Source organism: Actinoplanes sp. NPDC026670 (assembly GCF_040638175.1).
Classification (GTDB): domain Bacteria; phylum Actinomycetota; class Actinomycetes; order Mycobacteriales; family Micromonosporaceae; genus Actinoplanes.
In genome coordinates, this window is the sequence record NZ_JBEZXU010000055.1 from 46,533 (window position 1) to 72,431 (window position 25,899).

Here is a 25,899-nt window from a genome sequence, read left to right on the forward strand (position 1 = left end):
GCCTACTTCTTGGGGGCGGGCACCGGCTTCGCCGGCTTTCGTACAACGAGGGCCGGGCAGTGCGCCGGCGCGTCGGACGGCACCGCCGGGGGGAGCTTGCCGAGCGTCTTGACCGACGCCCTGGTGATCGCCCGGACACTGGACTTCAGTTCGAAGGCAGCCAGATTGCTGGTGTACTGACCGTCCCCGCTCGGGTAAAGCACCAGCGGCACCCCGTCGATGTACGCGCAGGCTTTCTCGTTCGCACCCCACCCCATGATGTGGTGCCCACGGTAGGTCTCGTAGAACCCGGGCTTGGCGGCGACCGGCTTGATCGACGCCGAGGGCGCCGGAACCGGGTCCACATCCGGCCCGGTGCCCGCCCACACGGTCCCCGCCGTGGTGGCCAGCCCGACCGCCACGGCGAGCAGGGCGATTCCCCGCGCGGCGTATCCCGGGCGCTTCGCCGTTCGTTTGTCGTGGTGCATGGAATTCATTCTCGGATCACTTTCGTCGACCTTTACCGGAATGGGCGCGTTATCCGCGACCGTACTCCCGGATAACGAGCGTGATCGCCGCCCGGCAGTCGTTTTAGTCCTTTCGGTGACCATGGCGACACGAATTCTCGGGAATCCGGTTGATTAGGTCTACCGACAAGTTCCGTCCATTCGAGGATGAGGATTCCGCATGGCGAAGACGAACCGTCGCGACGTCCTGCGCTACGGCGCGGCCGGAGCGGTGACCGCGGCCACGGCCGTGATCGCCGGCCAGGAGCTGGCGAGCGCCGACCCGCCACCGGGCCCCGGCGACAAGAGGAACCTGCCGGGTGGCGTCAAGGACCTCACGAACCTGCTCGACCCGCGCGACTTCGACGAGCTCTTCAAGGGCAAGAAGATCCGCGGCCTGCACAACCTCCGGGGCCGCAAGGAGCTGATGATCAACAACCGGCGACTCGCCCTGACCGAGATCAAGACCCTGTTCGTGCCGGCCGACGGGTCGCCGCCGTACGTCGGGGTGGGCTGGATCAGCGCCCTGAACCATTACGACCCGGTCGAGATCGACGACAGTCGCAACCGCGACGGGCTGCGCAAGCTGGCGAAGAAGGTCGTGGACATCCTCGGCGACTTCGAGCTGGCCGACGCCGCCGCGCAAGACCACGCGCACTGACGATCGAAGGAAAGGCGACTGAACATGGCAGTACGCAAGAACATCACCGCGATCACCGTGGCGGAGGGGACCGCATTCATCAATGCGCTGCGCCAGTTCAAGACGACGTCGGCGAACGGGCGCAACTACAACTGGTACATCGACCAGCACGTGCTCTATTTCGCCCGGACCGCGGACGACATCAGTCACGCCCACCAGTCGCCGTCGTTCTTCCCATGGCACCGTGAATACCTGCGATTGCTGGAACTCGACCTGCAGACGGTGAGCGGCAACCCGAACGTCTTCATCCCCTACTGGGACTGGACCGGCACCGCCCACCCGTTCTCCGCCGACTTCCTCGGCGCGATCACCAACGGCAGCGTCACCAGCGGCAACTTCAGCCCGTCGTGGGGCTGGTCGCTGTACCGCAGCAGCATCCAGACCAACTTCCTCCAGCGGCGGGTCGGCGTCAACGCGAGCCGGCCCACCGCCGCGACGGTGAACAACGTCCAGAGCTACCAGGTGTACGACCAGTCGCCCTGGGACGCGACGGTGTCCAACAGCTACCGCAACCGCAGCGAGATCCTGCTGCACAACCGGGTGCACAACTACGTCGGCGGGCACATGGCCACCCGGGAGGCGCCCAACGATCCCGCGTTCTGGCTGCACCACTGCAACATCGACAGGCTGTGGTGGCTGTGGCAGAACAGCAACGGCCCCGACACCTACCAGCCGCGGACCGGCTCCACGGCTGGTGTCGTCGACAACAACGAGACGATGCGGCCGTTCGCGAACGGGCGTACCCCGTCCGTGGTCCGCGACATCGGCGCCCTGGGCTACAGCTACCAGTGACGCTCAGGCCACTGCCCGGCGGCGGCGTGCGAAGCCGCCCCCGGCAGCGGCCTCGGCGATGGCCGGGGACCGGTTCACGGTGCGGCGTTGGAGACCCGGGTGCCGGGTCTCCCAGGCGGCGCGGACCCGGGCCGGCAGGTGCAGGTCACGCCACACCCGGCGGAGCACGGCCGGGTTGATCAGGTCCTCCACCTCACCGCAGTTCGCGGCCTCGCACAGGACCTGCTCGTAGGCGTGCCGGACCTGGGCCGGGTCCTCGAGCTCGTACTGACGGCGGCTGGCATGCCCGCAGGCCATGTGATGCGGCACCTCGAGCACACCGACGCTGTGTCCGTGCAGGTCGTCGATCCGGTCAGGGACGGCGGGGGCCCGGGTGGCGGCGCTGCGGTTCTTGCGGCCGTCACGGGCGGCGACGTACGACATGCCCCTCAGGCTAGGCCCGCCGGGGTGCCGGAGTGGCCGGATACGAAATCGGTGGCGGCGCCGTGACAGCCGTGCCAGGGTGGTGCCGAGCAGTCCCCACGAGACGAGGAGAGACCGATGCGAGCAGCTTCCACGCTCCGGACCCCTTACCGTCCTACCGTGGAGTTCTGCTTTGGCATTGTTGAACCTCGGGATCGTCGCCCATGTTGACGCCGGCAAGACCAGCCTGACCGAGCGCCTGCTGTTCGAGGCCGGGGCGGTGTCCCGTCCCGGAAGCGTCGACGACGGCACCACCCGCACCGACTCGATGGAGCTCGAACGGCGGCGCGGCATCACCATCCGGGCCGCGGTCACCTCGATCAGCCTCGGTGACCTGACCGTCAACCTGCTCGACACCCCCGGCCACCCGGATTTCATCGCCGAGGTCGAGCGGTCCCTGGCCGTGCTCGACGCCGCGGTTCTCGTGGTGTCCGCGGTGGAGGGTGTCCAGCCGCAGACCGTCGCCATCTGGCGGGCGCTGCGCCGGATCGGCGTGCCCACCCTCTTCTTCGTCAACAAGGTGGACCGGCGCGGCGCCGACGTGGACCGGGTGACCGCCCAGATCCGCCGCCGGCTGGCCACCGCCCCGGTCACTCTCACCAGGGTCAAAGACCAGGGCAACCCCTTCGCTACGGTACGGGCGGAGCCGCTCGACGCCGAGCCGGTGGTGGCGGCGGTGGCCGAGGGCGACGACCGGATCGCGGAGAAGTGGCTGGCCGGCGAGCCGGTCCGGGCCCGTGACGTGCGCCGCGCCGTCCGGCGGGCGGTCCGCGACGGCCGGCTCAGCCCGGTGGTGTGCGGCTCGGCGATCACCGGCGCCGGAGTGCCCCAGTTGCGGCACATCCTGTCCGGCCTGCTGCCGCGCAGTGACGAGCGGGACGGTCCGCTGGCCGGCACGGTCTTCGCCGTCGACCGCGACGACCACGGCCGGCGCGCGTGGGTGCGGTTGTGGTCGGGGCGGCTGAGCGTACGCGATCGGGTGGATCTCGGCGGGACGCGGCCGCAGACCGTCACCCAGATCGCGGTCAGCGAACCGGACGGTGTGCTGGTGCGCCAGTCGGCGGCGGCCGGGCAGATCGCCGCGGTGCGCGGCCTGTCCGCCCGGATCGGCCAGCACGTCGGAGAGCCACCCCGGCGGCGGCTCTACCGGTTCCCGCCGCCGACCCGGCAGGCCCTGGTCGAGCCGGTCGACCCGGCCCGGCGGCTGGCCCTGTTCGCCGGGCTGACCGAGCTCGCCGACGAGGACCCGCTGGTCGACCTGCGGCTCGACGAGCAGCAGGAACAGGCGGTGATCAGGCTGCACGGCGAGGTGCAGAAGGAGGTCATCGCGGCGCTGCTGCACGATCGGTACGGGGTGGCGGTGCGGTTCTCCGGCACGCTCACCGCCTGCATCGAGCGGGTGTCCGGTGCCGGGTCGGCGCAGGAGCGGATCCGGGAGCGGGGGAACCCGTACCTGGCTGGGATCGGTCTGCGGATCGAGGCCGCCCCGGCCGGTCACGGTGTCGAGTTCCGGCCCGGCATCGAGCCCGGCCGGCTGCCCCCGGCGTTCATCGCGGCCACCGAGGAGGGGGTGCGGGCGGCGCTGCGGCAGGGGCCGCACGGCTGGCCGGTCACCGACTGCGTGGTCACCATGACGTCGTCGCAGTACTGCCCGCGGCAGAGCCGGCCGCACCAGAAGTTCGACAAGTCGATCTCCAGTGTGGCCGGCGACTTCCGGCATCTGGCGCCGGTCGTGGTGGCGTCGGCGCTGCGGACCGCCCGGACCCGGGTGTGCCATCCGGTCGAGCGGTTCGACGTGAACCTGCCGCACGAGGTCGCCGACGTGGTGACGGCGCTGCTCGGCCGGGCCGGGGCGGTCATCCGGGACACCGCGACGGCCGGCGGATACCTCGAGGTGAGCGGGATCCTGCCGTCGTCGCGGGTGCCGCAGGTGGTGGCCGCCCTGCCCGACCTGACCGGCGGCGAGGCGGTGCTGACCGCCCGGTTCGACCATTACGCCCCGGTCACCGGCGAGGACCCGCCACTGATGCGCCGGCGAGGCCCCGACCCCGCCGACCGCACCGAGTGGTTCCGCGCCGTCCCCCGCTGAGACCGCCGGCCGTCGCTGAGCGATGGAATGTCGCTCGCATTACCACGCTGAGCGACGGCCGGCGGTCTGCGACGGTCAGGACGTTTCGAACGCGCCGACGTCCGGTGCTGACCCGTTGTAGGGCAGGCCCACGTTCACGCCCTTGTTGATCAGGGTGCTTCCGGAGGCCAGGTGCAGCGAGGTCAGCACCGGCAGGCTGCCGTCGGACTGCCGGGACACGTTCCAGCCGGACGTCGAGACGCTCTGGAACTGGCTGTCCGACATGGTGACGCCGAGGTTCCACGAGTTGTTCGACGCGCTCGTGCCGCTCAGGTTGGCCGTCAGTGTCCCGCCGTACGCGATGTTGTTGCGCAGGGTCCCGAGCCCGACCGCCGCGCCGCTGGAGTTGATGCCCAGCATGTTGAAGCCGATGCCGTTGCTGTACGCGGTGTTGTTGAAGTAGTCGTTGGCGACCGGGTGGTGGTTGCTGTAGAAGCCCGGCCCCCGGTTCAGGAACGCCACCGAGGTGCGCACCGTGTGCTTGACCCCGTTCGACACGTACACCCCGCCGTACCCGCCGGCTTTGAAGCCCGCGCCGTTGCCGGCCGCCGTGGTGGTCTGCGGCAGGTACCCGTTGCGCCACGCCCACGAGTTCTCGATGGTCACCGAGGAGTACGCGTTGATCAGGTCGAACCCGTCGTCGGTGTTCCACCAGGCCCGGCAGCCCCGGAACACGTTCCCGGCCCGGCCCGCCCCGACGTGCGCGCCGAACCCGTCGGCGTTCTCACCGGCGCCGTTGGAGCTGTACGGGTCGTAGTTGTCGTGCGAGTCGGAGTTGAGCACCAGGTTGTTGCTGCCGCTGGCGATGAACACGCCGGGACCCATGATGTGGTGCGTGTTCAGCTTCTCGAACGTGTTGGAGCTGCCGGAGATCCACACGCCCCACGACTCGTGGTTGAGGCTGTTGTTCTGCGGCACGCCCTTGATCTCCAGGCCCCGCAGGTGCAGGTAGCTGCCGGTCACGTCGAAGCCCTTGATCCGGCAGTTGCTGGTCATCCCGGTGAAGTCGAAGAGCACCTTTTCGCCGGGGTAGTTCCAGTAGTTGATCGGGCTGCCCGAGGTGCCGCTCTTGTTCAGCGTGATCGCGTCCACCACCGAGGTCTGGCTGGCGCAGCTGGTGGTGGCGGTGGTGTAGGCATAGGTGCCGGCGCGCAGGTAGACGGTGTCGCCGGCGGTGGCGGCGGTCTGCGCGCGGGCGATCGACTTGAACGGGGCGGCCTGGCTGCCGGCCGCGGTGTCACTGCCGGTGGGGGAGACGTACCAGACGCTGCCGGCCGCCCAGCTGGTGGCGGCGAGACCGCCGGCGGCAGCGACGGGGATCACTGCCAGCAGGGCGATCATCAAGACTTTTCGTGCTCTCACGGGGATGCTCACTTTTCCGGGGAACGAACGGGGGATGGGGGACGGGGGTCAGACGGCGGAGGGGCCGTGGTTGGCGTACTCCCACAGACGGTTGTGATTCACGTCGGAAAGGTTGCGCCCGATTTCGATCAAGGCGGAGAACGGCCGGGCGGTGGTGGCCGCCGGCGCCCACGGCGCAGCCGTGTCGAAACCGGCGCCGAGGTGGCTGTCGCGGATCACCAGCTGCCCGTTGGGGGTGCTGCCGGGCAGGTATCCGGTGGCGCTCGCGCCCCGGTCCCAGGCCCGGCCGAGGCGTCCGGTGGGCGCGGCCTGATACCCGTCGTCGGCGACGATCCGGGAGCGGGTGACCAGGAAGCCGTACGGGTACGCCGGATGCGTGTTGGGGGCGAAGATCACACCGCCGGACGCCTTGCGGCTGGAGACGAGCCGGAACGTGCAATGGGTGAAGACCGCGGCGGCCCGGCCGAAGACGAAGTCGGTGTCACCCTCGACGTAGGTGTCGCGCACCGACACCCGGGCGATCCGGTTCACGTCGTCGGCGTTGGCGAGCAGGGTGTCCTGGCGGCTGATCAGCCGCAACCCCTCCAATTGGGTACGGTCGGCGTCGGTCCGCAACGCGAGCGCCTGATGGGTGCCCCGGTCGACGGTGTCCAGCAGGGTGTTGGTGATCGTCAGGTTCTTCAGTTGCAGGTCGGTGCTCTGTGCCCACACGACGGTCGCGCACAGCCCGGCGGTGGCGCTGGTCTTGGTGGCGCACGACTGGTACATCGGCCAGGCCGGGTCGCCCTCGGCGTACCTGCCGTCCGGGTTGACCTGGGCCGCCCACTGGGCCGGGGTGACCGTGGCGTCGATGGTGAACTCGAGCCGGACGTCCTCGGCCCGGCCGGTTCCGTAGACGGTCAGCGGGGGCGTGCCGGCCGGGATGAGAACGGTGCCGGTGTACGTGCCGGGCCGGATCGCGATCCAGCGGCGGGCGGTTCCGCCGGCCCGGTAGGCGGCGTTCACCGCGTCCTGCACGGTGGCGAAGCCGTGCGGGCCGACCACGAGATCGGGGCGGTGCGGGGTGCGGATCGGGGCGGGCCGCCAGGGGTCGGCGACCGGGGCGGCGTACGTGCCGGAGAAACCCAGATAGTTCTCCGGCACGTACGGCGAGGCCTCCCCGGCGGACAGGACAGGGCGGGCTGTCGTGCCCGGCGGGAGCTGTGGCGAGGCCGTCCCGGGGGTAGCCGGGAGGGCCAGTGTCAGGGCGGCAACAGCCGCGAGGATGTGCATCGTCGACCTCCAGGAATGCGCTTTCCTGGAGGATCGTACTGTGAAGTGTGTCGATGGGTCACTCGTCCGGGGTGATCGTGAAGGTCACCTCGGCCTCGTAGTCGTCGTTGGCGTCCCAGGTGCAGGTCAGGCCGTCCGGCACGTGACAGTCGTACTCGGCGGTCTCGTCGTACGGCCCGTTCCAGGTGACGATCACGTAGCCGCCGTTCTCGGCTGTGTACTTGACCTTGCCCTTGGTGCCGCCCTGGTCGACGTCGGCCGACGCCTTCAGCCAGTCCGACCGGTACGCCGGCAGCTTCGACTTGAGGTATTCGTCGATCACGCCCTCGGACGTCGACTGGGAAACCAGTTCGAATAGCTCCGAGGTCTGGTTCTCAATTGTCACGGTGGTCGTGTAGACACGTGGATCGGCCTGCGCCGGAGCTGCCAGGCCGACCGTCGCAGCCGCCGTGGCCAGCACGGACGCGGCCAGCACCCGGAATGACGGGAAACCGGTGTACGAGGTGTTCATGCGATTCTCCTTCGGTCGTGAAACGGTTCGACAATTGCGGTGCTCATGCATTTGCGAACCAATCATCACGGCCCGGAAAAACCGCCGTTCACGAAATCAGGCGGTCCTCGTACGAATGGCCGACGCCATCGGTCGTTCGGTTTCACCTCCGTGCTCCGGCAGGTGTTCGGCCACCCCCGCCGGTGGCCGGGAGTAGACTCCGCGGCCGCCGTCAGGAGGCGTAACGGCGCTCCGCGCGGGCCCGGGCCTTCGCCGCCTCCACCTCACGGTCACGCGGCGGGGCGCTGGTCACCAGGGCGGCCAGCAGCTCCGCGGTGGCCGCCCGGACCGCCTCGACGGCCTGGTCGAAGGCGGCCTGGTTGGCCTGCGACGGGCGGGTCGTCCCGGCGATCTTCCGGACGTACTGGAGGGCTGCGGCGTGCACCTCGTCAGGCGTCGCCGGCGGCTCGAAGTTGTGCAGCTGGTGGATGCTCCGGCACACGGTTCGGTTCCCTTCGGTCACAGCTCGTGGACGCCGTCAAGCCTAGGCCGCCGGGCCGGTTCGTCCTCGCCCGAACCCCGGCGCCCGGGGATCTTCGCGTGCCATACTCGCTTCTCGATCGAGTCGCCGCGATGCTGGGAAGACCGGGGTGGGCATGCGGTTGCGGACAGCCTTGGCGGTGGGTGCCGCCTTCGCGCTGGTGGTTCAGGGCATCCATCCGCTGCTGCCGGTGAACGGCGGCTACGCCCTCTCCGACGTGGTCGTCGCGGCAGCGAGTGGTTACGCGGCGTTCTTCTACCGGCGGCGGATGGGTGACGACGGCAACTCCCGGCGGATCCGGCTCGCCTTCGGGTGCGGGGCCATCGCCTGCGCGATCTGGTCGTTCAGCAACGTGCTGCTCCTGCTCTCGGTGACCGTGCTGCCGGTGCTGGCCCAGCCGGGCAGCCTGCTCTCCACGGCCGCGGCGGCGTTCGTACCCGTGGCGCTGATCCTCGCCTCGCCGCGCCTGCGTGGCATCGCGGCAGCCCGCCGGGCCCTCGACGTGGCCGCGGTCTTCGGCGCCGTCTTCGCGCTGGCCTGGACGTTCGTGTTCGCCAGCACCGGCAGCCGCAGCGGCGCGTGGACCAACATGGTGGTGCTGGTCGGTCTGCTGGTGTTCGCCGCGGCGCTCGCGCTCGTCACACTCTCCGGCGCCGATCCCGGGCACGGCGCCAGCGCCCAGCAGCTGCTCGCCACGGCGGCGCTGCTCCAGGCCCTGACGCTGATCGGCGGCCTGCGCAACGGGCTGGACGGCGCGGCCTGGTACGCCAACGGCGTCGGCGCCGGATTCGTGCTGGCCGCGTGGGTGATGGGGGTCTCCAGCCGGCTCGCCGCGTCCCGTCCCGGCGACGGCGGCCTGGACACGCTGATCTTCCGGCCCTGGGCGCTGCTGCCCTACGCGCCGGTGGTCTGCGCGGTGGCGGTCGGCGGCTCGTTGCAGGCGCGCGCCGGCCGGCTCGACCCGGTGCTGGTGTGGACCCTGCTGGCCACCTTCTCGCTGGTGCTGCTGCGCCAGTTCATGACCCTGATCACGATCGGCCGGATGGCGGTGGTGCTCCAGGACCAGCGGGACACCCTCGAACACCAGGCGCACCACGACGGCCTGACCGGGCTGCTCAACCGGGCCGCGTTCGAGGAGCGGGCGACCGCGGTGCTGGCCGCCGGCTGCGGCGAGCTGACCGCGATGATCCTCGACCTGGACGGGTTCAAGCCGGTCAACGACACGTTCGGGCACGCGGCCGGCGACGACGTGCTGGTCGTGGTGGCCCGCCGGCTGACCGCCGAGCTGCGCGCCGCCGACCTGGTCAGCCGGATCGGCGGCGACGAGTTCGCGATCCTGCTGGCCGACCCCGGCTCACCGCCGGTCGAGCAGGTGGCCGGGCGGCTGCTGGCCCGGATCGCCGAGCCGATCCGGGTGCACGGCCACGACGTCACGGTCGGCGGCAGCATCGGCCTGGCCACCACCCGGGCCGGCGAGCTGGCGGTCCTGCTGCGGCACGCCGACACCGCGATGTACGCCGCGAAGGCCGCCGGCAAGGGCACGATCCGCCGTCACGAGACCGACGGGGCCTGGCCGGCCTCAGCCTAGCTGACCCGGGTCTCCTCGATGTCGAGCGGCTTCGCGGTCAGCACGTCGGAGCTGACGTAGGCCAGGTCCAGGGTCACGTCGGTGAACCAGAGCACCGGCAGGGTCAGCGGCGGCGGCTGCTCCGGCGTGAACGTGACCGGGATCAGCCCGAACAGCTTGCCCTTGAAGGTGGGGCTGTAGAACTGGACGTTGCCGTCGAGGACCAGCTCACCGCTCTCGATCACGGTGACCGCGTCGCCGGGCTCGTCGATGGTGAGGCTGAACGGCTTGTTCACCACCTTGTCCATGGTGAATTTCAGCGCCTTGATCACGCCGTCACCGGTCGGCACATCGGCCACCCCGTCGTACGACGAGTTGTACATGGTGATCGACGCGGCCTTGACCACCCCCGGCTTCGCCCCGGCCCGCGGGATGCCGCCCTCGTCGGCCAGCACGTTCATCTGCCGGGCGCCCAGGCAGGGGATCTCCTCCGGCGTGGCGCTCGCGCTCGCGGACGTGGCCGCGCTGGGCGTGGCCGACGTGGCGGAGGGCGCCGGGGTGGGTGAGGCGGCCGTCGCCGAGGGAACGGCGCTCGGTTCGACGCTGGCCGAGGGCGCGGGTTCGGCCTCCTCCTCGCCGCCGATGCCGAGGAAGTCGCCGACGCCGTTCCAGAAGTCGTTGATGCCGTCCAGCACCGGGTTGCCGCTGCCGGTCTCGGTGGGTGACGCCGACGGGCTTGCCGAAGCGGACGCCGAGACGGCCGGGGCGGCCGTCTTCGTCTTCGTGGCGGCAGGTTTCGGCTTGACCTTCGCGGCGGACGCGGCGGCGCTCGGGGAGGCCTTGCGCGACGGCAGGCCCGCCGGGCAGTCGGCGGCCTGGGCGGGCCGGTTCCCGGCGACCATCACGCTGGCCGCCAGCAGCAGCGGCGCGACGATGAGCAGCGCCTTGCGGTGCGCGCCGGTCGGCGGCTCGCCGCCGACCGGGTCGATCTCCTGAGTGGGCCGTTCCGCCAAAACTGCCCGAGGCGGGCCCCAGGCGATCACCAGCGCGCCGCCGACGATGCCGATCATCATGCCGGCGATCCAGCCGCCCAGGTTGAGACCGATGAACGAGTACAGCGCGGTGATGATGCCGATGATCCCGTAGAACAGGCGCTGCGCCGGGGAGAACCAGGTCAGGGCCCCGGCGGCGATCATCATGACCGGCAGGAGGTACGAGTAGAAGCCCTGTGGCCCGATGTGGATCTGGATGTTGTCCAGTTCCATGTTCGCGCTGGCGAACATCTCCAGCCCGGACAGCACGAGGAAGAACCCGCCCCAGTACGGCCGGCCCCGCCGCCACCGCCGGAACCTGCCCCGGATGTCTTCCGTCGCCACGCCGAGCCTCCCAGTCACCTGAAGAACGACGGGCTCGCGGAGAGATGCCCCGCGAGCCCGGTGGAACGATGTCAGTCCTCGTCGTAGTAGCACTCGTGCGAGCCGCCGATGTGCAGCTTGAGGCTCATGCCGTTGAGGGTGAACGTGGAAGCGGAGGTGTAGTACGCCTCCTGGCGCAGGCCGTTGATGGTCACCTTCTTGGCCTGCTGGCCGAAGGAGAGCGGCGCTCCGTGGCTGTCGGCGCCGTCCTGGCTGAGGGTGGAGCCGTCCAGGCCGATCTGGATCTCCTCGAAGGTGGCGTCGCCGCCGAGGGTGGACATGCCGATCAGCAGGTCGTCGGCGTGCACCGGGTGCTCGGGATCATCGCCGGCCTCGATACGCAGGGTCACCGGGCCGACCGCGACCGACTGGCAGAGGCCCCACAGGTCGGCGCTGCGGATGCCGGACATCGCCGCCGGGATCTTGCCGTCCGGGTAGTTCTCCTTGTCGGCGGTCGGCAGCTCGCCGCTGTACTGGGTGAAGCCGTTGCCCACCAGCTTGTCCGCGGACAGCTTGAACTGCTTGCCGGAGACGGTGAAGTTCGCTGCCAGCGCGCCCTCGGCGAGGGCCAGGACGAGTCCGCCCGCGACCACCGTCGGCACGCCGACCGCCACGGCGAACCGGCGCCAGTTGGTGCGCCCGTCCGCCGGAGCGCTTTCGCCATCCGCCACGGAACCTCCTCATGGATGGTTGGACCGGCGACTTGCGCAGCGAGGCACATCGATGGTCGCGGTCGTAATGTGCGGGAAATGTTGCCGCTACCGGGCCGCGACTACAAGGGCTTGATTTACCGGTCAGTAACCCAGCTCACAAGATCAACATGACTCACGGTGATCTCCGACATCCCGGTGTCCGAAATTTCCGACATTAGGATCGAGGCTGGCGAGTTACCCGTTACCCGGGGTACGCAAGGCCTGGTTTATTGCGGATGGATAACGAAGTGAATTGCGCTGGAGGAGACTTAGGTCACGGCACCGACCTGCCGATCGGAGAAGCATGACCGCCCGCGAGGACCGCCGCCGATGAGCGTGCAGCGCCGCCTCAACGTCGGCTTCCTCGCCCTGCTCATACTCTTCGGGGTCCTGTTGCTGGTGCAGTTCGGCCTCGGCTCGCGGCTGCGCGCCCAGCACGACCGGGCGACCGACCGGGCCGGCCGGGCCGAAATCGCCAACGACCAGGTCCTCCAGCGGATGACCGACGCCGAGACCGGGGTCCGTGGCTTCCTGCTCACCGGCGAGCCGATCTTCCTCGAGCCGTACGAGAAGGGCTGGACCTCCGCCCTCGCCGCCCTCGACGAGCTCGGCCGCCACGTCCGCGGCGCCGACGCCGAACAACTGCTCGGCCGGGAACGCGAGGCGGTCCACGCCTGGCTCGACGAGTACGCCGCGTCGATCGTCGCCGCCGGCTCACCCGACCGGGACCCCGGCGGGGCCGTCCGCGGCAAGGAGATGTTCGACGAGTTCCGCGAGGTCAACGCCGCGGTCGACGCCGCCGTCGAACGGGAGCACCAGAGCGCGATCTCGGCCGCGGCCTCGTCCCGATACGCCCTCGACCTGGCCACCGCGATCCTGGTCACCGCCATCATGATCATCGGGGTGTCGGTGGCCCGCACCGGACGGCGGGAACTGCTCGTCCCGCTCGGCCGCCTGGGCATGACCATCCGCCGCCTCGCCGAAGGCGACCGCTCGGCACGGGCCGAACCTGTCGGGGCGGAGGAGTTGCGTACCGTCGTGGAAGCCCTCAATGATCTCGCCGCGCAGACCGAGACCCTTCTCGCCGCCGAACAGGCCCGCGCCGCGCGGGCCGGCCTGCGGCAGGCCGTCGCCACCGAGATGCAGGACCTGACCGACCCGGCCGCCACCGGCCGCCGGATCGCCGAACTCATCGCGGTCGCCGTCGGCGCGGTCGCCGTGCACAGCGAGATGGCCCTGCCCGGCTCCGGGGCCGTGCACGCCCGCTGGCCTGCCGAGGCCGCCGACGCGCCCGCCGATCAGGTCGCCGAGATGCTCGCCGGCAAACCCGGCTACCTGCGGGTCCGCCCCGACGGCAGCGTCTGGCTCGGCATCGGCGGCGACGCCGACTGCGCGCCCGGCTACCTCCGCGCCCATCGCCCCGGCTCGCCGGTCTGGACCGAGGGCGAACAGCGCCTGCTCGCCGGCGTGATCCGGGAGATCGAACGGGTGCTGCGCCAGCTCAGCCTCCAGGACAAACAGGCCCGCCTGATCACCGAGCTGCGGATGCTCGACCAGCGCAAGGACGTCTTCATCCAGACCGTCACGCACGAGCTGCGCACCCCGCTGACCAGCATCCTCGGCTACACCGAGATGATCACCGACGAGGACGGCGGCGCGCTCACCACCCTTCAGCAGCGTGCGCTCAACGCCATCCTGCGCAACGCCCACCGCCTGCACGACACCATCGGCGACCTGGTCCTGCTCGACCGGCCGGACCAGGGCACACCCTCGCTCACCGAGGCCCTCGACCTGGCCGCCCTCGCCCACCTGGTGCGGGCCGAACTCGCCAACGCGGCCCGGGCCAAGGACCTCACGGTCACCTTCGAAGCAGAGCAGAGTTGGGTACGGGGAGACCGCACCCAGCTCCAACGGGCCCTGCGCAAGCTCGTCGAGAACGCCATCAAGTTCACCCCGGACGGCGGCCGTGTCGAGTGCCGTCTGACCGCCGACTCCCGTTCCGTCTCGGTCGCCGTCACCGACACCGGCATCGGCATCCCGGCCGAGGACGTGCCGGGCCTGTTCACCCCGTTCCACCGGGCCGGGAACGCGATGGACCAGGCCGTCCAGGGCCCCGGACTGGGGCTCGCCATCGTCCGGGACATCGTCCGCGACCACAACGGAACCGTCGCCGTGCAGTCGGTCGTCGGGCGCGGCAGCACGTTCACGCTCACCCTGCCGGCCTGCCCGGCGCCGGCCGGGTCACGGTCACCGGCACACGTCTGAACCCGTCCAGGCCGGTGCGGTGCGTGATCAACAGGACGGTACGCTCCCCGGCCGCCGCCAGCAGATCACGCGTCAGGGCCGCGGCCATGGCTTCGTCCAGGTGCTCGGTCGGCTCGTCGAGGATCAGCACCCGGGCGTCGCTGAGCAGCAGCCGGGCCAGCGCCAGGCGGCGCCGTTGCCCGCCGGACAGGGCCATCCCGTGCTCGCCGACGAGGGTCTCCAGGCCGTCCGGCAGGGTGCCGGCCCAGTCCAGCAGCCGGGCTGCGGCCAGCGCCTCGCGCAGCCGGGCGTCGGTCGCGCCGGGGCGGGCGATCCGCAGGTTGGCGGCGATCGTGGTGTCGAACAGGTAGGCGTCCTCCGGTAGATACCCGACCACCTCCCGCACCCGGTCGGCCGGAATGTCCCGCAGGTCGACGCCGTCCATCGTGATCCGCCCGGCCCGCGGATCCAGGAACCGCACGAGCAGCGCGGCGACCGTGCTCTTGCCGGACCCGCTCGGCCCGGTCAGCGCCACCCGCCCGCCGGCCGGCAGCACCAGATCAACCCCGCTGACCGCGGTTCGTCCGTCGGCCCACCCGGCGGTGACCCCTTCCACCCGGATCTCCGGCACGGCTGGTTGTGACCGTTGTGCCGGGGCAGCGGTGAGGGCCGGCCGGGGTGCCGGGCCCAGTGGGTCGGGCGCGGTCCAGATCTCGGCGAGCCGGCGCAGCGACGCGCGAGCCGCCGCATGGTGCTGCGCGGCCACCGGCAGCGGGCCGGCGATCTCGAACACCGCCAGCGGAGTCAGCACCACCAGCGCCAGCAACTCGCCGTGCAGATCCCCGGACCGCACCGCGAAGCCTCCCGCGACCAGCCCGGCCAGCACCGACATCCCGCCGGCGAGGGCGGTGACCGCGGCGCCCACCCCGGCCGTCGCGGCCGAACGGCGTGACGCCGCGGTCAGCCGGGCATCGACCACGGCGAGCCGGTCGAGACGGTCGCGGGCGGCGCCGTACGCGATCAGATCGGGCAGACCGTGCAGCAGATCGACGACGCCGTGGTGCAGATCGCCGCGCAGCGGCGCCAGCCGCCCGTCGGCCCGCCGCGCCGCCGCCCGCTGGAGCAACGGCACCCCCGCCCCGGCGACCAGCAGCGCCAGCGCCAGAACCAGTCCGGCGGCCGGCGCCAGCGCGCCCACCACCAGCACCGACCCGAGCCCGACGACCACCGCCACCGCGTAGGGCAGCACCACCCGGGTGATCAGATCGAGGACCGCGTCGACGTCCGACGCGAGCCGCCGGGCCAGATCCGCCCGCCGGAAGTCGGCGAGACCGGCCGGGGCCAGGAGTTCCAGACGTTCGAACAGCCGCACCCGCACGTCGGCGAGGATCCGGAACGCCGCGTCGTGCCCGAACAGCCGCTCCAGATACCGCAGCACGCCCCGGCTCAGCCCGCACGCCCGGACCGTGACGATCGCCACCATCAGATGCAGCACCGGCGGCTGCAGCGCGGCCCGCGAGATCAGCCACGCCGACACCGCGGTCAGCGCCACCGCGGCGCCGGCCGCCCCGGCCCCGGCGAGCAGCGCGAGACCGAGCCGACCGGCGGCCGGCCTCAGCAGCCGGAACGTGCTCATGCCGGCACCAGCGCGTCGGTCAGGTCGATCGAACGGTCCGCCAGAGCGATCAATTCCGGACGGTGGGCCGCGATGATCACGGTACGGCCGCGGGCCAGACGACGGATCGCGTCCATCACCCCGGCGGCGGTTCCGGTGTCCAGGTTGGCGGTCGGCTCGTCGAGCAACACGATCGGAGCATCCCGCAGAAACGCCCGGGCCAGCGCAATGCGCTGCCGCTGCCCGGCCGACAACCCGGCGCCGGAGTCGCCGAGCACTGTCGCGTAGGACTCCGGCAACTCCCTGACGAACTCGTCCGCGCCGGCTTCCCGGGCCGCCGCGACGACCTCCGGGCCATCGGCATTTCCGGTCAGCGCGATGTTCTCGTACACCGAAGAAGCAAACAGATGCGGACGTTGCGGCACCCAGGCGATCTGGCGGCGCCAAGCCGCAAGATCAAGATCCTTCAGCGGTACGCCGTCCGCGCTCACTGTTCCCGCTGAGGGAGTGACGAAGCCCAGCAGTACCGCGAGAGCTGTCGATTTCCCGCAGCCGGACGGCCCGGTGAACGCCACGACCTCACCGGCCCGGATCGTCGCGTCGAGTCGCAGCGCCGCACCGGCCCGCGCGGGAAACCGCACCTCGACCTGGTCGAACACGATGTCCCCGGCCCGTGGCGCGACCGTCCCGCCGGCCGGCAGCGGTGTCTCCAGGATCGCGAACACATCCTCGGCCGCGGCCAGCCCCGCCGCGCTGGCGTGATAGTTGGCGCCGACCTCACGCAACGGCCGGTACGCCTCGGGCGCCAGGATCAGCACGAGCAGCGCGGTGGACAGGCCGAGGTCCCCGTGCGCCAGGCGCAGCCCGACCCCGACCGCGACGAGCGCCACCGAGAGGGTCGCCAGCAGTTCCAGGACCAGCGACGACAGGAACGCGGTCCGCAACGTGCGCATGGTGTGCCGCCGCTGGTCGTCGCTGATCCGCCGGATGATCCCGGCCTGGGCGCGCGCCCGCCCGAACAGTTTCAGCGTCGGCAGCCCGGCGACCACGTCGAGGAAGTGGTGGGAGAGCCGCGCCAGCAGCCGGAACTGCCGCCGGTTCTGCACCTCGGTGTGCATCCCGACGAGCGCCATGAACACCGGAATCAGCGGCAACGTGACCACGATGGTGACCGTGGCCATCAGGTCGGCGGGCAGCAGCCGGGCCAGCAGCAGCCCCGGGACCAGCACCGCCAGGACGAGCTGAGGCAGATACCGGGCGAAGTAGGCGTCCAGCGCATCAAGCCCGTCCCCGGCAAGCGCCGCAACCTCCCCGGCCGCCCTGCTCCCGCCCGGTCCCTGCGCGGCGATGTGGGCGAGCAGCCGGCCGCGGAGCTGGCTCTTCACCGAGGCCGCGGACCGGGCCGAGACCACCTCCTGAAGCCACGCCACCGCGGATCGGGCGGCCACGACGAACGCCAGCACGACGACCGACGGGATGCCGGCGGCCCGGACCGCGGTGATCGCCGCGCCGTCCAGGAAGACCGCGGTGATCGCGTCGGCGAGCAGCGTGGCCTGGGCGACGAGCAGCCCGGCGTGGACGACTCCGAGCGCGACTGTCGCAACCAGGTAGACCCGGGTCGCCCGGGCATGACCGAGCAGGCGGGGGTCCAGTGGCTTCATCGATGTCCTTCCGGGTGACGAACCGTTTACGCACGAACAAGGCGGGGACTCGTTGCTTCGTCTCGCCTGCGGTGATGGGCGCCGCAGGCGAGCCCAAGCCCGCCAGCCGTCGCTCACCGCGGTATTGGAGTCCGTATTCCCGCCGTGGGCGACGGCTGGTGGTCCCAGCCGTCGCTGAGCGCGGTATTGGCGGTCTGATTACCGCGGTGGGCGACGGCTGGTGGTCTCGGCCGTCGCTCAGCGCGGTCACGGCGTGGGCATTCCCGCCGTGGGCGACGGCTGGCGGGGTGGGGTCAGGTAGGGATGTCGCTGAGCTTGAGGCGCTTGCGGAACACCCAGTAGGTCCAGCCCTGGTAGACCAGCACGATCGGGGTGAACGCGGCCGCCACCCACGTCATGACAGTCAATGTGTACGGTGTCGACGATGCATTGTTGACGGTCAAGTTGTTCGTCACGTCAATTGTTGACGGCATCACGTTGGGGAACAGCGTCACGAACAGGGCCGCCACCGCGAGCACGATCGTCGCCCCGGTCGCCGTGAACGCCCAGCCCTCCCGCCGGGACCGGGTCGACAGCACCGCGCCGATCAGGGCCAGCGCGGCCAGCACCGACAGCGCGATGCCGGCCCCGTCCAGGTTGTCGGCGCCGGTCCAGATCAGGAACGCGGCCGCGATCGGGACGGCCACGAGGGCCAGTCGTGCGGCGAGCCGGCCGGCCTCCGTACGCATCGGGCCGTCGGTCTTCAAAGCGAGGAACACGGCGCCGTGCAGGGTGAACAGGGCGAGCGTGGTCAGTCCACCGAGCAGCGCGTACGGGTTGAGCAGGTTGAAGAATCCGCCCACGTACTCGTGCTGGGAATCGAGCGGTACCCCGCGCAGGATGTTGGCGAAGGCGACGCCCCAGAGGATCGCCGGGATCAGGCTGCCCCAGAAGATCGCCAGGTCCCAGCCGCGTTTCCAGGCCGCCGACGAGCGTTTGCCGCGGTATTCGAAGGCGAGCCCGCGGACGATCAGCGCGACCAGGATGAGCAGCAGCGGCAGGAAGAACCCGGAGAACAGGGTGGCGTACCACTCGGGGAACGCCGCGAACGTGGCGCCGCCGGCGACGAGCACCCACACCTCGTTGGCGTCCCAGACCGGGCCGATGGTGTTGATCGCGAGCCGGCGGGACCTGTCGTCGCGGCCGAGGACCGGCAGCAGGATGCCGACGCCGAAGTCGAAGCCCTCCAGCAGGAAGTACCCGGCCCAGAGGACGCCGATCAGAATGAACCAGACAGTGGTGAGTTCCATGGCCCCTCAGTAGGCAAACGCGAGCGGTTTGTCCGCTTCATCGGATTCCGGGGCGATGACCGGCGCCCCGGCGGCCGCATATTTCAGGAACAGCCCGATCTCGATCACGGCGAGAATCCCGTAGAGCACGGTGAGCACGATCAAGCCGGTGGCAGCCTCGCCGGTGGACACCGACGGCGATCCGGATTCGGCCGTCTTGAACAGGCCGAAGACCGTCCATGGCTGCCGGCCCATCTCGGTGAAGATCCAGCCGAACGAGTTGGACAGCAGTGGCATCGCCACGGTGCTGACCGCCGCGATCCACAACCATCGGGACCGCGGACTGCGCGTGCCGCGGGTGAACCAGAGCGCCGCCGCGGCGATCACCATGGCCAGCGCCCCGAACCCGATCATGAGACGGAACGACCAGTAGGTGACCGGCACGTTCGGCACGTAGTCACCCGCGCCGTACTTCTCCTCGTACGCAGCCTGGAGGTCGTTGATCCCCTCGACCTCGCCACTGGGCGAGCCGGTCGCCATGAAGGACAGCAGCGACGGGATCCGTACCGAATAGAGCTCTTCGGATCCGTCCAGGGACCCGACTGTGAAGATCGAGAACGAGGCCGACGAGGTGTTCTCGTAGAGGGCCTCGGCGGCCGCCATCTTCATCGGCTGCTGCTCGGTCATCACCCGCGCCTGGAGGTCTCCGGTGATCAGCACGCCCAGCCCGGCGATCAGCACCACCCACGCGCCCAGCCGCAGCGACGGCCGGAACACGTCGTCCTGATTGCCGCGCCGCAGGTGCCAGGCGCTGACCGCGAGCAGCAGCGCGCCGGCGGTGAGGAAGCAGGCGGTGATCGTGTGCGGGAACGTGACGAGCGTCGTCGAGTTGGTGAGCACCGCCCAGATGCTGGTCAGCTCGGCGCGGCCGTCGCCCATGGTCCAGCCGACCGGGTGCTGCATCCACGAGTTCGCGGCCAGGATGAAGTAGGCCGACATCATCGTGCCGATCGACGCGATCCAGATGGTCGCCAGGTGCACACGTTTCGGGAGACGGTCCCAGCCGAAGATCCACAGGCCGAGGAACGTGGACTCCAGGAAGAACGCGAGCAGCCCCTCGATGGCCAGCGGCGCGCCGAAGATGTCGCCCACGAAGCGTGAGTACGCCGACCAGTTCATGCCGAACTGGAACTCCTGCACGATGCCGGTCACGACACCGATCGCGAAGTTGATCAGAAAGAGCTTGCCCCAGAACTTGGTGGCCTTCAGGTAATTCTCTTTACCGGTGCGAACCCACGCGGTCTGCAGGCCGGCCACGAGCGCCGACAGCCCGATCGTTATCGGAACGAAGATGAAGTGGTACACGGTGGTGATTCCGAATTGCCACCGCGAAAGATCGAGCGCGTCCACTGGCGTCCTTTCCCCGACGTCGATGCCCACTCTTGACCAGGGACTTCACGCACGATCAGGGCCGAAAGTCCCGTTCGGCGGGAACAGGAGACAGGTTCGCGGAGGCCCTCGAAGATCGCTGAGAACGGAAACATGAGACGCGTAGCGTGATTTCGTGGATCTGCACACCGTCACCGAAGTGATCAGCCCTGCCCAGCCCGGTCAGTGGCGTCCCGGCGACGCCTGGATGGGCGGGGGGACCGCCCTTCTCGGCGAGCCCCGCCCGCACGTGACCCGGCTCCTCGACCTGGCCGCCGCCGGCTGGCCGCCGATCACCATGCGTGACGACGGCGTCGAGATCGCGGCCACCTGCACCATCGCCGAGCTCGCTGACAAGCTGGGCCGGCACGGCATCGTGCTCCAGTGCTGCCACGCGTTCCTGGCCTCGTTCAAGATCTGGAACGTGGCCACGGTCGGCGGCAACCTCTGCGCCGCGCTCCCGGCCGGGCCGATGATCTCGCTGAGCGTCGCCCTCGACGGGACGTGTGTGCTGGTCGGGCCGGACGGCGGGGAACGGCGGGTGCCGGCCGCCGGGTTCGTGACCGGTGAGGGGACGACCGTGCTGCGTGACGGTGAGTTCCTGCGGGCGATCCACCTGCCGTCCGGTCCGCTGGGGGCGCGCACGGCGTACCGCAGAGGGTCCTTGCATCGTCATGGCCGATCGGCCGTCCTGTTGATCGGCCGGGCCGACCCCGACGGCGCTCTGTCACTGACAGTGACTGCCGCGACCCGGCGGCCCTACGTCTTCCGTTTCCCCTCGCCGCCGTCGGCGGCCGAGGTCGAGGCGGCGATCGAAACGATTCCGGTTTCCGACTACGTCGACGACGTGCACGGCAGGCCGGTCTGGCGGCGGCATCTCACCCGCCACCATGCGCGTTCCATCAGGGCCGAACTCGTGCCCTGACCAGGTACTTCCGGCTGCACCCGGCGGCCGGCAGGAAGGCAAGACAGATGACCATCGAGATCAACGGAACACCGCACGACCGCACCCCACGACCCGGCCAGTGCCTGCGCACCTACCTGCGCGAGGAGGGCTGCTTCGGGGTCAAGAAGGGCTGCGACGCCGGCGACTGCGGAGCGTGCACCGTGCACGTCGACGGCAAACCAGTGCATTCCTGCGTCTACCCGGCCTTCCGGGCGCAGGGACGCAGCGTGACGACGATCGAAGGCCTCGCCGGCCCTTCGGGCCTGCATCCGATGCAGCAGAGCTTCCTCGACGCACAAGGTTTCCAGTGCGGCTTCTGCACCGCCGGGATGATCATGACGGCTGCGTCCCTCACCGAGGAGCAGCGCGGTGACCTGCCGCGATCCCTCAAAGGCAACCTCTGCAGATGTACGGGTTACCGCGCCATCACCGACGCTGTCAACGGCAGGCAGTCGGCCGTATGCCCGGCCGCAGGCGCCGCCGTCGGATCGAACCTGGGCGCCCCCGCCGGACCACAGGTGGTCACCGGAACCGCCCGCTACACGTTCGACCTCGACGTTCCCGGGATGCTGCACCTCAAAGTGCTGCGCTCACCGCATGCGCACGCCCGGATCCTGTCGATCGACACGTCCGACGCGCTCGCCGTGCCCGGCGTGGAGGCGGTCCTCACCCACAAGGACGCCCCCGACCGGCTGTTCTCCACCGCCCAGCACGAGAACGAGGCCGAGGACCCGTACGACACCCGTGTCCTCGACGAGATCCTCCGCTTCATCGGCCAGCGGGTCGCCGCCGTCGTCGCCACCTCGGAAGCCGCCGCCGAAGAGGGCGTCCGCAGGTTGCGTGTCGACTACGAGGTGCTGCCCGCGGTGATCGACCCGGCGCTCGCGATGCAACCGGGGGCACCGCTCGTGCACGCCGGCAAGGGCATCGCCGAGGGCATCGTCCGGGCCGACGCCAACGTGGTGGGGGAGTTGCACGCCGGGATCGGCGACGTCGAGGCCGGGTTCGCTGCCTCCGACGCGGTCTACGAGGCGACCTTCCGCACGCCCCGCGTCCAGCACGCCAGCCTGGAGACGCACGGCGCGGTCGGCTGGCTCGACGACGACGATCGCCTGGTCATCAGGTCCAGCACACAGACGCCGTTCCTGACCAGGCGGGCCGTGTCACGGCTGTTCGGACTGTCCCAGGACCGGGTCCGGGTGGTCGCCGGACGGGTCGGCGGCGGGTTCGGCGGCAAGCAGGAGATGCTCGTCGAGGACCTGGTGGCGATGGCCGTGCTGCGTACCGGCCGGCCGGTCAAGTGGGAGTACACCCGCTCCGAGCAGTTCACCGCGGCGACGACCCGGCATCCGTTCGTCATCACCGTCAAGGCGGGCGCACGTGTTGACGGCACGATCAATGCACTGCAGTTGACTGTACTAGTCAACACGGGTGCCTATGGAAATCACGGTCCATCCGTCATGCACCACGGCTGCCACGAGACGGTCGCCGTCTACAAGTGCGCGAACATCCGCACCGACGCCGTCACCGTCTACACCAACACGGTGCCCGCCGGGGCGTTCCGTGGCTACGGCCTCGGCCAGGTCACGTTCGCCGTCGAGCAGGTCCTCGACGAGCTCGCCCGCATGATCGACATGGACCCGGTCACGTTCCGGGAGATCAACGTGGTCCGCCCCGGTGACGACCTCACCGCCCCCGGCGGGCACGTCCCCGACCTCGGCATCGCCAGCTACGGACTGGACCAGTGTCTCGAACGGATGCGCGCCGCCTCGCTCACCACCGACGACGCCCCGGACGGCTGGCTGGTCGGCGAGGGCATGGCCATCGCGATGATCGCGGCCGGCCCGCCCGGCGGCCACTTCGCCGACGCCACGGTCACCCTGCTTCCCGACGGCCGCTACGAGCTGGCCGTCGGCACCGCCGAATTCGGCAACGGCAGCACCACCGTGCACGCCCAGATCGTCGCCGACGAACTCCGGACCACCCCCGACCGGGTCGTCATCAGGCAGTCCGACACCGACGTGGTCCGCCACGACACCGGCGCCTTCGCGTCGACCGGCGTCGTCGTCGCCGGCCAGGCCGTCCTCCGCGCCGCCCGCGCGCTGCGCGCCCGCATCCTGGCCGCCGCGGAACGCTCACCGTCCGACATCGGCTGCCTCACCGCCGACAGCGTCGCCGGAATCAGCCTGGCCGGGCTCGGGCCCCTCACCGAGAGCGGACATTTCGACGGTACGCCGCGGTCGGTCGCCTTCAACGCCCAGTGGTTCCGGGTGGCCGTCGACCCGGACACCGGCGAGCTGCGGATCCTGCGTTCCGTGCACAGCGCCGACGCCGGCACCGTGATGAACCCGCTCCAGCTCCGCGGCCAGATTGAGGGCGGTGTGGCCCAGGCGATCGGCGCCACCCTGGCCGAACACGTCGACGTCGACTCGTCGGGTCAGGTCACCACCGCCGCGTTCCGGCAGTACCACCTGCCCACGTTCGCCGACATCCCGGTGACTGAGGTGCACTTCGCGCAGACCACGGACGCGATCGGGCCGCTCGGGGCCAAATCGATGAGCGAGTCGCCGTACAACCCGGTGTCGCCTGCCCTGGGAAACGCCCTCCGGGACGCTCTCGGAGTCCGCATGACCGACCTGCCCTACACCGCCGACCGCATCTGGCAGGCCCTGCAACCCTGACGTGGTGACCTGCGGTCCGTTTCGAGCCGCAGGTCACCACAGGGTCAGCTTCTTGTTGTCATGTCGCCGGTGGTGGGGGCGCCCTCGGCGAGGGCGTAGCGCAGCAGCACCGAACCCTTCGGCGTGGTGAACGGCGGCTCGACCAGCGTCAGATTGGCCGGCACCGCGCCGCCGTCGAACACCTTCTTGCCGGTGCCCAGCACGACCGGATGCAGCCACAGGTTGAGCCGGTCGAACAGCCGGTCCCGCAGCAGGCTCTGCACCAGGTTGAGGCTGCCGATCACGTGGACGTTCTGGTGCCGGTCCCGGATCTCGTTCACCGCCGTCACCAGGTCCGGGCCCAGCAGCGAGGAACCCGCCCAGTCCAGGTCCGGCTTGCTGTGCGAGGCCACATACTTCGGCACGCTGTTGAACAGGGACGCGATCCCGCCGTCGGGGCCGTCCTCCTGATGCGGCCAGTACCCGGCGAAGATGTCGTAGGTCTTACGCCCCAGCAGCAGCGCGTCCAGCCCTCGCATCCCGGCCGCGACCTGCTCCCCGCCGGTCTGCTCGAACAGTGGCGCCTGCCAGCCCCCGAACGGGAACCCACCCTCGGGATCCTCATCCGGCCCGCCGGGCGCCTGCCCCACCAGGTCGAGAGTCGCAAACAGGTCGATGTGAATCGTGCCCACGATGTCCTCCAGCCGTTCGTCGGTCATGTCACTGATGCAGACCGGCGCCGGCCGGCGAACTCATCGCCCACCGGCCGGGCCCGCTGGACCCAGCTCGGCACGGGCCAGCCCGACGGCCGCCCCGAGCCGTTCCATGCTCTCCACGAAGCGCCGCCCGACCCGGTCATCCCACCAATTTCACCGCCGCCGTTTCCGGCAAACCGCCGCCGTCTGCCGGGTAACCGTCGACCTTCCCAGCAAACGCCGCAGGTGCCCAGTAAACCGTCGCCGGTTCCCGGCAAACCGCTGCCGGTTCCCAGTAAACCGCTGCCGGTTCTCGGCAAACCGCTGCCGGTTCTCGGCAAACCGCTGCCGGTTCTCGGCAAACCGTCGCCGGTTCTCGGCAAGCCGCTGCCGGTTCTCGGCAAGCCGCTGCCGGTTCTCGGCAAGCCGCTGCCGGTTCCCGGTAAACCGTCGCCGGTTCTCGGCAAACCGCTGCCGGCGAGTTCCCGAGCCGCCCCGCCCGTCACCGACGCCTTGCCGCCCGTTCCGGGCACACCCGACTCCCACGCTCGCCGCCGCACCACCGGCACTCGCTGTTCCCGGGCCCGCTGCTCCCACGTTCGTTGAATCTGTGCCTGCCGTTCATCGCCCCCGGTTTCGATGCGCCCCTACCCAGTGCCTACCGTCGCCGGGGCAAGATCGCGCCCGGCCCTTTCAGTCAAAGGACTAGCCTCCTAAGATGGTCTAGCGACTGAGACGTGTTCGATGTCCGAAGAGTCGCCGGCATCAAGATCCGCTCTTCCCGGCGGCGCAACATGAACGCTAAAAGCCACCGGAAAGCGGCTCAGCGGTGCGGCACGAACCCTAAAACCGCCAGGAAGCAGCCATGCCGTGCCGCTCGGCGATCAACCCGGGACGGGAAGCAACCGTGCTGCGCCGCTCGAGGACCAAGGAGGGACTGGGAGCGGCGTGCTGTGCCGCGCGATGGTCAACCTTGGGCCCGGGAAGCGCTTGCGCTGTGCCGCTCGGCGATCGAGGAAGGGCTGGGAGCAGGGTTGTTTGCCGTTCGGCGATCGGCCTTGCTAGCGGAAACGCTTCGTCCTGACCGTTGACAGGCCTGCGGCTCGTTGACTTGCCGCGACCGGAAGCCCCGGCTCTGACGCTGGAAGTCCAGGGGCTGACGCCCGGAAGCTCGCTGGTTCAGGCGCCTTGCCCGCTGGCACTCCCGACCCTGGCGTATGGAGCGCAGCCAGTGGGCATCGGCCGTAGCGGTGACCAGCGCACACGTTGGCGTTGTGTGTGCTCGGGTAGTCGTCCCGGCGTGGATGAACGCTCACGATCGCCCTTGCGTGTGCTCCCGTCCCTGCTCGGGCGATGACCAGCGCACGCGATCGGCCAATGTTGTCGCCGCTTCCTGAAGAGTGACCCCGTAGGGATCCGCGAAAGTTAACCCCCTCTTCCTTGATCTTGGAAGGGGTGCTGAAGGTGGAGGACTGG

21 protein-coding genes are annotated in these 25,899 nt (G+C 70.3%); 8 read left to right on the top strand and 13 right to left on the bottom strand.

The window, feature by feature from the left end; genetic code table 11:
• Window positions 1-2 precede the first annotated feature (2 nt).
• Window positions 3-467 (bottom strand): tyrosinase family oxidase copper chaperone, encoded by a 465-nt coding sequence (locus tag AB0E94_RS38320; RefSeq protein WP_360336671.1) that lies wholly within the window; start codon window positions 465-467, stop codon window positions 3-5.
• Window positions 468-666: 199 nt separating this feature from the next.
• Between AB0E94_RS38320 and AB0E94_RS38325 the strand changes: the two genes are divergently transcribed.
• A complete protein-coding gene (locus tag AB0E94_RS38325; protein WP_360336673.1) occupies window positions 667-1,146 on the top strand; it encodes a tyrosinase family oxidase copper chaperone in 480 nt (159 codons plus the stop codon).
• 24 nt (window positions 1,147-1,170) lie between these two features.
• A complete protein-coding gene (locus tag AB0E94_RS38330) occupies window positions 1,171-1,977 on the top strand; it encodes a tyrosinase family protein (protein ID WP_360336675.1) in 807 nt (268 codons plus the stop codon).
• Window positions 1,978-1,980: 3 nt separating this feature from the next.
• Here the strand turns inward: AB0E94_RS38330 and AB0E94_RS38335 are convergent, their stop codons facing one another.
• Window positions 1,981-2,400 carry a hypothetical protein gene (locus tag AB0E94_RS38335; protein ID WP_360336677.1) on the bottom strand — a complete coding sequence of 140 codons (420 nt, stop codon included), beginning with the start codon at window positions 2,398-2,400 and terminating at the stop codon, window positions 1,981-1,983.
• A 172-nt stretch (window positions 2,401-2,572) separates the two neighbouring features.
• Between AB0E94_RS38335 and AB0E94_RS38340 the strand changes: the two genes are divergently transcribed.
• On the top strand, window positions 2,573-4,528 hold the full coding sequence (locus AB0E94_RS38340) for a translation factor GTPase family protein (RefSeq protein ID WP_360336679.1): 1,956 nt from the start codon (window positions 2,573-2,575) through the stop codon (window positions 4,526-4,528).
• A gap of 75 nt (window positions 4,529-4,603) precedes the next feature.
• Here the strand turns inward: AB0E94_RS38340 and AB0E94_RS38345 are convergent, their stop codons facing one another.
• The 4 genes from AB0E94_RS38345 to AB0E94_RS38360 form a co-directional block, all read right to left on the bottom strand.
• Window positions 4,604-5,908 carry a right-handed parallel beta-helix repeat-containing protein gene (locus AB0E94_RS38345; RefSeq protein ID WP_360336681.1) on the bottom strand — a complete coding sequence of 435 codons (1,305 nt, stop codon included), beginning with the start codon at window positions 5,906-5,908 and terminating at the stop codon, window positions 4,604-4,606.
• Between the two features lie 69 nt (window positions 5,909-5,977).
• A complete protein-coding gene (locus AB0E94_RS38350) occupies window positions 5,978-7,201 on the bottom strand; it encodes a putative acyl-CoA thioester hydrolase (RefSeq protein WP_360336683.1) in 1,224 nt (407 codons plus the stop codon).
• A gap of 58 nt (window positions 7,202-7,259) precedes the next feature.
• Window positions 7,260-7,712 carry a hypothetical protein gene (locus tag AB0E94_RS38355; protein WP_360336685.1) on the bottom strand — a complete coding sequence of 151 codons (453 nt, stop codon included), beginning with the start codon at window positions 7,710-7,712 and terminating at the stop codon, window positions 7,260-7,262.
• A gap of 211 nt (window positions 7,713-7,923) precedes the next feature.
• Window positions 7,924-8,193: a DUF2277 domain-containing protein gene (locus AB0E94_RS38360; RefSeq protein WP_360336687.1), complete on the bottom strand. Its 270-nt coding sequence runs from the start codon at window positions 8,191-8,193 to the stop codon at window positions 7,924-7,926.
• A 154-nt stretch (window positions 8,194-8,347) separates the two neighbouring features.
• On the opposite strand from AB0E94_RS38360, the gene AB0E94_RS38365 reads away from it, so the two are divergent.
• A complete protein-coding gene (locus AB0E94_RS38365; protein ID WP_360336689.1) occupies window positions 8,348-9,820 on the top strand; it encodes a GGDEF domain-containing protein in 1,473 nt (490 codons plus the stop codon).
• Here AB0E94_RS38365 and AB0E94_RS38370 read toward each other — a convergent pair.
• Both AB0E94_RS38370 and AB0E94_RS38375 read right to left on the bottom strand, forming a co-directional pair.
• Window positions 9,817-11,175 carry a DUF6114 domain-containing protein gene (locus AB0E94_RS38370; protein WP_360336691.1) on the bottom strand — a complete coding sequence of 453 codons (1,359 nt, stop codon included), beginning with the start codon at window positions 11,173-11,175 and terminating at the stop codon, window positions 9,817-9,819. The genes AB0E94_RS38365 and AB0E94_RS38370 overlap by 4 nt on opposite strands.
• Window positions 11,176-11,246: 71 nt before the next feature.
• Window positions 11,247-11,885, bottom strand: coding sequence for a DUF6230 family protein (locus tag AB0E94_RS38375; protein ID WP_360336693.1), 639 nt, complete (start codon window positions 11,883-11,885; stop codon window positions 11,247-11,249).
• A gap of 351 nt (window positions 11,886-12,236) precedes the next feature.
• On the opposite strand from AB0E94_RS38375, the gene AB0E94_RS38380 reads away from it, so the two are divergent.
• On the top strand, window positions 12,237-14,171 hold the full coding sequence (locus AB0E94_RS38380; RefSeq protein WP_360336695.1) for an ATP-binding protein: 1,935 nt from the start codon (window positions 12,237-12,239) through the stop codon (window positions 14,169-14,171).
• On the opposite strand, the gene cydC is transcribed toward AB0E94_RS38380, so the two are convergent.
• The 4 genes from cydC to AB0E94_RS38400 all read right to left on the bottom strand — a co-directional run bounded on the left by cydC (window position 14,116) and on the right by AB0E94_RS38400 (window position 20,104).
• Window positions 14,116-15,786: a thiol reductant ABC exporter subunit CydC gene (cydC, locus tag AB0E94_RS38385; RefSeq protein ID WP_360336697.1), complete on the bottom strand. Its 1,671-nt coding sequence runs from the start codon at window positions 15,784-15,786 to the stop codon at window positions 14,116-14,118. The genes AB0E94_RS38380 and cydC overlap by 56 nt on opposite strands.
• Entirely contained in the window at window positions 15,783-17,426 is a 1,644-nt protein-coding gene (gene cydD, locus AB0E94_RS38390) for a thiol reductant ABC exporter subunit CydD (protein WP_360336699.1), read from the bottom strand. The genes cydC and cydD overlap by 4 nt, the downstream gene beginning before the upstream one ends.
• A 293-nt stretch (window positions 17,427-17,719) precedes the next feature.
• Entirely contained in the window at window positions 17,720-18,715 is a 996-nt protein-coding gene (cydB, locus tag AB0E94_RS38395) for a cytochrome d ubiquinol oxidase subunit II (protein ID WP_360336701.1), read from the bottom strand.
• A 6-nt stretch (window positions 18,716-18,721) separates the two neighbouring features.
• Window positions 18,722-20,104 carry a cytochrome ubiquinol oxidase subunit I gene (locus tag AB0E94_RS38400; RefSeq protein ID WP_360336703.1) on the bottom strand — a complete coding sequence of 461 codons (1,383 nt, stop codon included), beginning with the start codon at window positions 20,102-20,104 and terminating at the stop codon, window positions 18,722-18,724.
• Window positions 20,105-20,258: 154 nt separating this feature from the next.
• On the opposite strand from AB0E94_RS38400, the gene AB0E94_RS38405 reads away from it, so the two are divergent.
• Together AB0E94_RS38405 and AB0E94_RS38410 are read left to right on the top strand one after the other, a co-directional pair.
• Window positions 20,259-21,047 (top strand): FAD binding domain-containing protein, encoded by a 789-nt coding sequence (locus AB0E94_RS38405; RefSeq protein ID WP_360336705.1) that lies wholly within the window; start codon window positions 20,259-20,261, stop codon window positions 21,045-21,047.
• 47 nt (window positions 21,048-21,094) lie between these two features.
• Complete coding sequence (locus AB0E94_RS38410) at window positions 21,095-23,749, top strand: molybdopterin-dependent oxidoreductase (protein ID WP_360336707.1); 2,655 nt, start codon at window positions 21,095-21,097, stop codon at window positions 23,747-23,749.
• Window positions 23,750-23,793: 44 nt separating this feature from the next.
• On the opposite strand, the gene AB0E94_RS38415 is transcribed toward AB0E94_RS38410, so the two are convergent.
• Complete coding sequence (locus tag AB0E94_RS38415) at window positions 23,794-24,447, bottom strand: dihydrofolate reductase family protein (protein ID WP_360336709.1); 654 nt, start codon at window positions 24,445-24,447, stop codon at window positions 23,794-23,796.
• Window positions 24,448-24,669: 222 nt separating this feature from the next.
• On the opposite strand from AB0E94_RS38415, the gene AB0E94_RS38420 reads away from it, so the two are divergent.
• The gene (locus AB0E94_RS38420) at window positions 24,670-25,029 is read left to right on the top strand and encodes a hypothetical protein (RefSeq protein ID WP_360336711.1); all 360 of its coding nucleotides are present in this window, start codon (window positions 24,670-24,672) and stop codon (window positions 25,027-25,029) included.
• Window positions 25,030-25,899: the final 870 nt, after the last annotated feature.